Origin of the sequence: Mesorhizobium sp. M8A.F.Ca.ET.181.01.1.1 (genome assembly GCF_004792025.1) — a bacterium.
Classification (GTDB): Bacteria; Pseudomonadota; Alphaproteobacteria; order Rhizobiales; family Rhizobiaceae; genus Mesorhizobium.
Genome location: NZ_SRTV01000264.1, coordinates 1 through 295 on the forward strand (window position 1 = coordinate 1; position 295 = coordinate 295).

General features: G+C 61.7%; 1 protein-coding gene. It reads left to right on the forward strand.

Annotated features, from left to right (window positions below; translation table 11 throughout):
- A partial coding sequence (locus tag EN824_RS35550; RefSeq protein WP_210236400.1) for a hypothetical protein occupies window positions 1-295 on the forward strand: 295 nt, incomplete at both ends.

The following is a 295-nucleotide window of genomic DNA, read 5'->3' on the forward strand; positions in this document are numbered from 1 at the left end:
ATCGAGTCAGGCAGTGAAGGTGCATTGCCGAAGTGCCTCGCCGCGCTGAGCGCCCATACCACGGACATTCCTTATTCGGTGTCGGTCGTGGGCAGGGGCAATCCGGCGCTTGCCACGCAATTTGGAGTTGGCTTTCTCGGAGATGCCGGCACGCCTGATTCGCTTGCAGCATTGCGCAACAGCATTGACCGCTTGAGCGGTGAATTTGTCGTGCTGGTGTCGGACCGGCTTATCCCCCACCCGGGGTGGCTTGCCGCGATCGATGAAGGCTTCGCGCGCTTCCCCGATGCAGCAG